Below are 8,027 nucleotides of genomic sequence, written 5' to 3' on the forward strand. Positions count from 1 at the left end.
ACAAGCGAACCGTTTGTTCTAAAAATACCGGGTTGACCTGTCAGATCTGACAGGTTACAGCCGCCAGCCTCGCTGATAGCTTGAAGGCACTCGATGCATTCTCTGTCACGGCGGACACTTCCATGGCGACTGAACAGCAGGGCACCCTCGACATCAACGCCCCCGCCCTCCCCAAAGGCGGCGGCGCCATCCAGAGCATCGGCAAGGGCTGGGGCGCGGTGGGTACCAGCGGTGCCGCGTCGCTGGAGTTGCCGCTGCCGATCAGCAAGGCACCCAACCGCGATCTGGTTCCGACCCTGGGTCTGGGTTACAGCAGCGATGTCGGCAACAGTCCATTCGGCATCGGCTGGCGGCTGACCACCAACGCGATCACGCTGCGCACTACCAAGGGCGTGCCGAAGTACGACGGCAACGATCAGGTGGTCGGCCCYGGCGGCGACGTGTGGATGCCCGAGAAAAGTGACGACGGCAAACTGATCTCCAAAACGGTGTCCGGGTACAACGGCGTTCAGATTGGCATGCACCATGTCGTGCGCTACTGGCCCCGGGTCGAAGGCGCTTTCGATCTGATCGAACACTGGACCAAAGATGACGATGCTGACAACCCGGCCGGCTTCTGGCTGATCCACGGCGCCGATGGCAGCCTGCATTGCTACGGAAAAACCGAGGCATCACGCCGGGCCGATCCACAAGACAAAACCCATGTTGGTGTGTGGCTGATCGATGAAAGCCTGAACCTGCGCGGTGAACATGTGGTGTACCTGTACCAGGCGGAAGTCGAGGAGCCGGCTGCTCCGCAGTTCCGCGACTACCGCAGCCAGCGTTACCTGCGTCGGGTCTTGTACGGAAATGCCCAGGCCAACGCCAACCTGTATGCATGGAAAGTCGATGGCTGGAAAGACGTGGCCTGGCATTTCCACCTGCTATTCGATTACGGCGAACGCAGTGCCGACCTGACGCAAGTACCGATTTACGACCTCCCCGGCATAGAGCGCGGCGAGTGGGGGGCACCGCGCAAGGATCCTTTCTGGAATTACGCCTACGGGTTTGAATTGGGTTCCCGGCGCCTGTGCCGTCAGGTCCTGATGTTCCATCAATTCACCGAAGAACTGGGTAAAGACCCGGTGCTGGTCCAGCGCCTGCTGCTTGAGCACCGCGAGAGTCCGCTGGGTTACAACCATCTGACTGCCGCGCACATCCAGGCATATGACAATCAGGGCCAGATGGAAAGTCGCCCGCCCATGGAGTTTTTCTACAACCCGTTTGAACTTGATCCCACGCGCGAGGGTTATAGCGAGTTCCCCGAGATGCCGGGGCTCAATGACGGTCAGCGTTATCAACTGGTGGACTTGTATGGCGAGGGCATGCCCGGCGTACTGTTCAGCAGCGACAAGGCCTGGTATTACCGCGAACCGTGGCGCGCCGACAGTGGTGGCAACGACGTAAGTTATGGCGACTGGGAGCGCTTGCCCGGCATTCCCGTTGCCGACAGCAGCAAACCGATTCGCCAGTCCCTCAGCGACCTGACCGGCGACGGCAAGCTCGACTGGGTAATCGCCCGCCCCGGCCTGTCCGGGTTCTTCACCCTCAATCCCGACCGAACCTGGTCGAACTTCGTGGCCTATGCTGCGTTCCCCACGGAGTTTTTTCATCCCATGGCGCAGTTGGCGGATCTGGTGGGTGACGGTCTGACCGATCTGGCCTTGATCGGCCCGCGTAGCGTGCGGCTGTATTCAAGCCGTCGTGCAGTCGGGTTCAGCCATGGGAACAACGTCCCTCATGACGACGACTCGCTTCCCCTGTTGAGCAGTACCCAGACCGAACTGGTGGCTTTCAGCGATCCACTGGGCAGCGCGACACAACATTTGATCCGCATCCGCCACAACGAAGTCAAATGCTGGCCGAATCTGGGCCATGGAAAATTCGGCAAAGGTTTCGTCCTTTGCGAGCTGAATTTCAAATATGCCGAGTTCGATTCGTCGCGCGTGCGGCTGGCGGACCTGGACGGCTCGGGCGCGGTTGACCTGATCTACCTGGAGTCGGACGGTTTCCGGATCTACATGAATCATGGCGGCGAAGGCTTCGAAGAGGACTATGTGAAAATGCCATGGCCGCAAGGCGTGCGTTACGACCGCTTCTGCCAGGTGAGCATCGCCGACCTGCAGGGGCTGGGATGTTCCAGCCTGATCCTGACCGTGCCACACATGGAACCCCGACACTGGCGCTACGATTTTGTCAGCGCCAAGCCGTATCTGGTGAATGCCAGCCACAACAACATGGGGGCCGTGACGGGAGTGAGTTACCGCAGCTCGGCCCAGGAATGGCTGGACGAAAAAGCCGAGCTGATCGCCGCCGGCAAAGCCCCGGTGTCTCATCTGCCGTTCGCCATGCACCTGGTGAGCCAGCAGACCCAGCTCGATGAAATCACCGGCAATCGACTGACCCAGGGCTTCAGCTATCGCCGGGGTTTTTACGACAGTTTCGAACGTGAGTTCCGGGGTTTCGGCCTGCTGTTGCAAACCGATACCGAGGCTTCGGCCGTGGAGCGTTCCAACCCGGGTTTCACTGCGCCGATTCTGAGTAAAACCTGGTTCCATACCGGCCGCGCCATCGACATGCGCGACGACGGTTACTACGACGGTGACACGAACGCAGAGCCGCTGCGCACGACGCTGCTGCACGAGTATCACCTCAGCGACGCAGCGGGACGCGTGATCAGTCCTGATGAAGACCTCGCCCGTGAGATGGCCCGCACCCTCAGCGGTTCAGTGTTGCGCGCGGAGGTGTTTGCCGCCGACGAYGATCCCGAAACGGCCGTGCCCTATACCGTGCAGGAGAACCGCTTTCTCATTCGCCAATTGYGCCCCAAAGGCAAGAATCACCCCTATGCCGTGTTGCAGTCACTGGCACTGGAAAGCATTGCCTACCAATACGAACCGCAGCTGGCTGACGATCCCTTGGTGCAGCACACCCTCAATCTGGCGTGGGACAAATTCGGCAGCCTGACCCACGGTTTTGTCGTGCACTACGCCCGGCGCAAAACAGACAAGGACAGCCCACCCTTGCGCGTCGATCAGCCCGGCGATGAGAGCGATGAAGACTACGAAAACAAATGGTGGCTGGACGCCCACGACGCAGCACAACAATGTTGGTATCTGACCGAGGCCAAAGCCGAGTATCGGTATTTGGAAGCCCCTGACGGCTGGCGTCTGGGCCTGCCCTATCGTCAGCGCGCCAATGCGCTGGTCCTGGAAAAGGATGAACTCAAACCAGTCGACATCAACCACGAAAACTTCCTTGACCGGGCCGATGACGAAGGAGCCTGGGCAGCCAAGGCGGTGCTGACCGGTTTGTCGCTGCAACGCTATCAGGATCCGGCCACAGGCAAATTACTGGAGCCGGATAACCTGATCTTCACCGCCCTGCCCGACTACCTGGAAACCGCCGAACTGGACGCCACCGCCCTGAGCGCCTACGACAAGCTCAAGGACGAAAATGGCGACATGCCGTTCAACCTCAAGGAGAAACTCGAATCGCCAGAAGTCGGTTACCACATCATGGATCTGTTCTTGCCAGACGCTGTGCAGGGTGAACCCGAAGACCCGACCGATGCCAGGAACTACCTGTGGTCCGTACGCAAAAGCTTCCCTACTTACCACGGTTTGGCAGGGTTCTTTAACGTCGAACAATTCCAGCAAACCAAGAGCCATGGCATCACTTGCGTAGCGTATGACGAGTACTGGTGCCTGAGCACCGCCGTCACCCTGCCGGATGGCTGCACTACAAGCATCCTCGATATCGACTACCGATCGTTCCTGCCCGCAGGCATCATCGACCCCAATCAAAACACCTGGGAAGCCCGCTACAACGCCTTCGGCGAAGTGCTGGTGACCAGCTTCCATGGCACGGAACTGGGCGTCGAGGTCGGTTTCGATCCGCTCAGCGGTTACCAGCCACCGGAAGACCGCACCCCGGCCGGCGCTATCGCCGACAAGAACAAAGCCATCGGCAATTACGCCACGGCCACGTTCTCTGCGCCCTTCAGCTGGATGGGTAAAGTGCCACCGGCAGCGCCCGCGCCCTGGTTGACCTGGGCCCAGGCCGAAGGTTTTGTATTGCCCGACTGCCACCTTTGCAGCCGGGCTCGCGTGCACCTCGAAGGCTTGCAGAATCCTTCGGCGAACGAGCGGCAACTCCAGCAATACCTCGACGACGCTCATCGCGAACCGGTGCATGTCGTCACCCTGCAGGCCGACCGCTACCCCGGCGACCCGGAGCTGCAAATCCGCGCGGTCATCGCCTGCTGGGACGGCTTCGGACGCTCCCTGCAAACCAAGCAAGAGGTCGAACCGGGCCTGGCCTGGGTAGTGAACGACAAAGGCGAACTGGAACCCGACGAAAACGGCCGGCCCAGGGAAGAACAGGCGGCCCGACGCTGGCGGGTCAGCGAACGGGTCGAGTACAACAACAAAGGCGAAACCGTGCGGATCTATCGCCCCTACTTCGCCAGCGCCTACCGCTACATCAATGACGCTTCGATCCGCGAATCGGGTTACCACGACCAGCAGTTCTACGACGCCGCCGGCCGGCCGACACACACCGTGCTGGCGAAAAAAATGTTGCAGGGCAATCCGCCGGAACAAAAACCGTTGCGCCGGGAACAACGCTATCGCACCTGGTACACCATTGCGTTCGATGAGAACGACTTGTTTGATCCGCCACCCGTGCAGCGGCGAAAGAACACGCTGGTGATTTGAGCCAAGGGGGAAACATTGGCGCAGGCGTTTCGGTGAGTGTGGATCACCGTTCACATGCTATGGTGCTTTCCCCCATTTTCGCCTGTTGTTCATTGCATGCTCCCGACCTCCAGATCCCTGCGCCTGGCGCTCTACACCCTATTGATCATCGCCGGCGCCGCCATCGTCGCCACGCTGGCCATGCGCCACGCCGTGCGCCAGTCAATGGTCGAAGACGCGGCCCGTGCCAATCAGCAATTGGCGCTGTACGCCACGTCCCTGCATACCCTGATCGAACGTTACCGCGCCCTGCCCGCCGTGCTGGCGCTGGACCCGGAACTGCGCTCGGCGCTCAAGGGGGCGGTGAGCCCAGAGCAGCAGGATGCGTTGAACCGCAAACTGGAAAAGATCAATGGCGCCGCCGAATCCTCGACCCTGGAATTGCTCGACCGCAGCGGCCTCGCCATCGCGGCGAGCAACTGGCGTTTGCCCAGCAGCTATGTCGGTCACAACTACGGTTTCCGCCCTTATTTCAACCAGACCCGCACCCAAGGCACCGGACGCTTTTATGCCGTGGGCGTGACCAGCGGGATTCCCGGTTACTTCCTCTCCAGCGCGGTCAGCGATGATGGCGGCCAGTTCCTCGGCGCCATGGTGGTGAAACTGGAGTTTCCCGAACTGGAGCGGGAGTGGCGTCAGGGCAGCGACACGCTGCTGGTCAGCGACGCACGCGGGATCATTTTCATCGCCAATCAGCCAGGCTGGCGCTATCGCCTGCTCAAGCCGCTGAGCGACAGCGATCATGCCGAACTCAAGACCACCCGCCAATACGACAAGCAGCCCCTGACCCCACTGACGTTTGAGTCGTTGCGGCGCTTCGACGATAACAGTGACCTGACTCGGGTCGATGGCCCGGACGGCAAGGCCGATTACTTGTGGGAATCCCTGCCGCTGAGCACCGAGGGCTGGACCCTGCACCTGCTGCGTCGCCCGCAGGTCGCCTTCGAAGACAGCCGCAACGCCGCGCTTGCCGCGGCCGGGTTGTGGCTGACCCTGGTGTTCCTGTTGCTGTTTCTCAACCAGCGCTGGCGCCTGGCGAAAATGCGCCAGCGCAGTCGCGAAGAACTCGAACGACTGGTAGAAGAACGCACCCGCGACCTGCGCACCGCCCAGGAAGGCCTGGTGCAATCGGCCAAACTCGCGGCGCTGGGGCAGATGTCCGCCGCCCTCGCCCATGAAATCAACCAGCCACTCACCGCCCAGCGCATGCAGTTGGCAACCTTGCGCCTGCTACTCGACCACGGCCGCGTCGACGACGCCTACAAGGCGCTCAAACCGGTGGATGAAATGCTCACGCGCATGGCCGCCCTCACCGGCCACCTGAAAACCTTCGCCCGCAAAAGCCCCAGCGGTTTGCGCGAACGCCTGGACCTGGCGGCGGTGGTGGACCAGTCGCTGCAACTGCTCGACACCCGGCTGCGCGACGAACAGGTCAGCACTGTGCTGCACCTGACCCGCCCGGCCTGGGTGCGTGGCGATGCGATTCGCCTGGAGCAGGTGCTGATCAATCTGCTGCGCAACGCCCTCGATGCGATGCAGGACAAACCCTGCAAACGCCTGGAAATCCGCCTCGAAGCCGACGAGCAATTGTGGCGCCTGAGCGTGATCGACAATGGTGGCGGTATCGCCGAAGAGAACCTGTCCAAGGTCTTCGATCCGTTCTTCACCACCAAACCGGTGGGCGAAGGCCTGGGGATCGGTTTGGCCGTATCGTTTGCCATCGTTCACGAATCCGGCGGGCGCCTGAGTGCCGGCAATCATGACAAAGGTGCCGTGTTTACCCTGACCTTGCCCATCGACCTGGAGGTGCATGAAGCATGCTGAACTCAGTGATCGTGGTCGACGACGAAAGCAGCATCCGCAGTGCCGTCGAGCAATGGTTGAGCCTGTCGGGTTTCGAGGTGCAGCTGTTCAGCCGCGCCGATGAATGCCTGGCGCAATTGCCCAGGCATTTTGCCGGGGTGATTCTCAGCGATGTGCGCATGCCCGGCATGACCGGCCTGGAACTGCTGGCCGAGGTGCAACGCCGGGATGCCGATTTGCCGGTGATCCTGTTGACCGGCCACGGCGATGTGCCGATGGCCGTCGAGGCCATGCGCGACGGTGCCTACGATTTCCTCGAAAAGCCCTTCAGCCCGGAAACCCTGCTCGGCAGCCTGCGCCGCGCCCTCGACAAGCGCCGGCTGGTGCTGGAAAACCGCGCGCTGCACGAACAGGCGGACAACCGTGCCAAGCTGGATGCCACGTTGCTCGGCGTGTCCCGTGGCCTGCAAAACCTGCGTCGGCAGGTTCTCGATCTGGCGGCGCTGCCGGTCAACGTATTGATCCGCGGTGAAACCGGCAGCGGCAAGGAACTGGTCGCCCGCTGCCTGCACGACTTCGGACCGCGGGCCGACAAGCCCTTTGTCGCACTCAACTGCGCGGCCATCCCCGAGCAATTGTTCGAGGCCGAGCTGTTCGGCCACGAGAGCGGCGCGTTCACCGGAGCGTCCGGCAAGCGCATTGGCAAACTGGAGTACGCCGACGGCGGCACGCTGTTTCTCGAYGARATCGAAAGCATGCCCCTGGCCCAACAAGTGAAATTGCTGCGGGTGTTGCAAGAGCAAAAGCTTGAACGACTGGGTTCGAACCAGAGCATCCGCGTGGATCTGCGCATCATCGCCGCGACCAAACCGGACCTGCTCGACGAAGCGCGGGCCGGACGTTTTCGCGAAGACCTGGCCTATCGTTTGAACGTCGCAGAACTACGCCTGCCACCCTTGCGCGAACGCCGGGAAGACATACCCTTGCTGTTCGAATCCTTTGCCCAAAACGCCGCCGAACGGCTGGGACGTAAATTTCCACCGTTGAGCGGCGCACAGTTGAGTCACCTGCTGAGCCACGACTGGCCGGGCAATGTGCGCGAACTGGCGAACGTCGCCGAGCGTCAGGTATTGGGGTTGGGTGAGCCGGAGCCATTGGGCATCGAGCCCGGCCAGTCACTGGCGGCGCAGCAGGAAGCGTTCGAAGCGCAATGCCTGCGTGCCGCACTGACCCGGCACAAGGGCGATGTGAAAGCGGTGCTCGAAGAACTGCAACTGCCGCGCCGGACCTTCAATGAAAAGATGCAGCGGCATGGGTTGAGCCGGGAGATGTTTTTGCAGGACAGCTGAGTTTCTGCAGTGCCTGTCCTGGCCCCATCGCGAGCAAGCTCGCTCCCACAATGCTCGGCGTACACAGATCTACTGTGGG

General features: G+C 61.5%; 3 protein-coding genes. All 3 read left to right on the forward strand.

The features are described 5' to 3' along the window. Positions 1–122 precede the first annotated feature (122 nt). The 3 genes from AC1DVH_RS03000 to AC1DVH_RS03010 all read left to right on the forward strand — a co-directional run bounded on the left by AC1DVH_RS03000 (position 123) and on the right by AC1DVH_RS03010 (position 7,948). Positions 123–4,757: a SpvB/TcaC N-terminal domain-containing protein gene (locus AC1DVH_RS03000; RefSeq protein WP_477752562.1), complete on the forward strand. Its 4,635-nt coding sequence runs from the start codon at positions 123–125 to the stop codon at positions 4,755–4,757. A gap of 96 nt (positions 4,758–4,853) precedes the next feature. Next, positions 4,854–6,620, forward strand: a complete 1,767-nt coding sequence (locus AC1DVH_RS03005; RefSeq protein ID WP_477752563.1) for a sensor histidine kinase — start codon at positions 4,854–4,856, stop codon at positions 6,618–6,620. Next, positions 6,614–7,948: a sigma-54-dependent transcriptional regulator gene (locus tag AC1DVH_RS03010; protein ID WP_223460049.1), complete on the forward strand. Its 1,335-nt coding sequence runs from the start codon at positions 6,614–6,616 to the stop codon at positions 7,946–7,948. Before AC1DVH_RS03005 ends, AC1DVH_RS03010 begins: the two co-directional genes overlap by 7 nt. The last annotated feature ends 79 nt before the right edge of the window (positions 7,949–8,027 follow it).

It is taken from the genome of Pseudomonas sp. P4_C3 (genome assembly GCF_056402075.1).

What these genes read in the sequence shown, in the direction of transcription:
- AC1DVH_RS03005 (WP_477752563.1), top strand. Translation starts at nt 4,854, where the DNA reads ATGCTCCCGACCTCCAGATCCCTGCGCCTGGCGCTCTACACCCTATTG.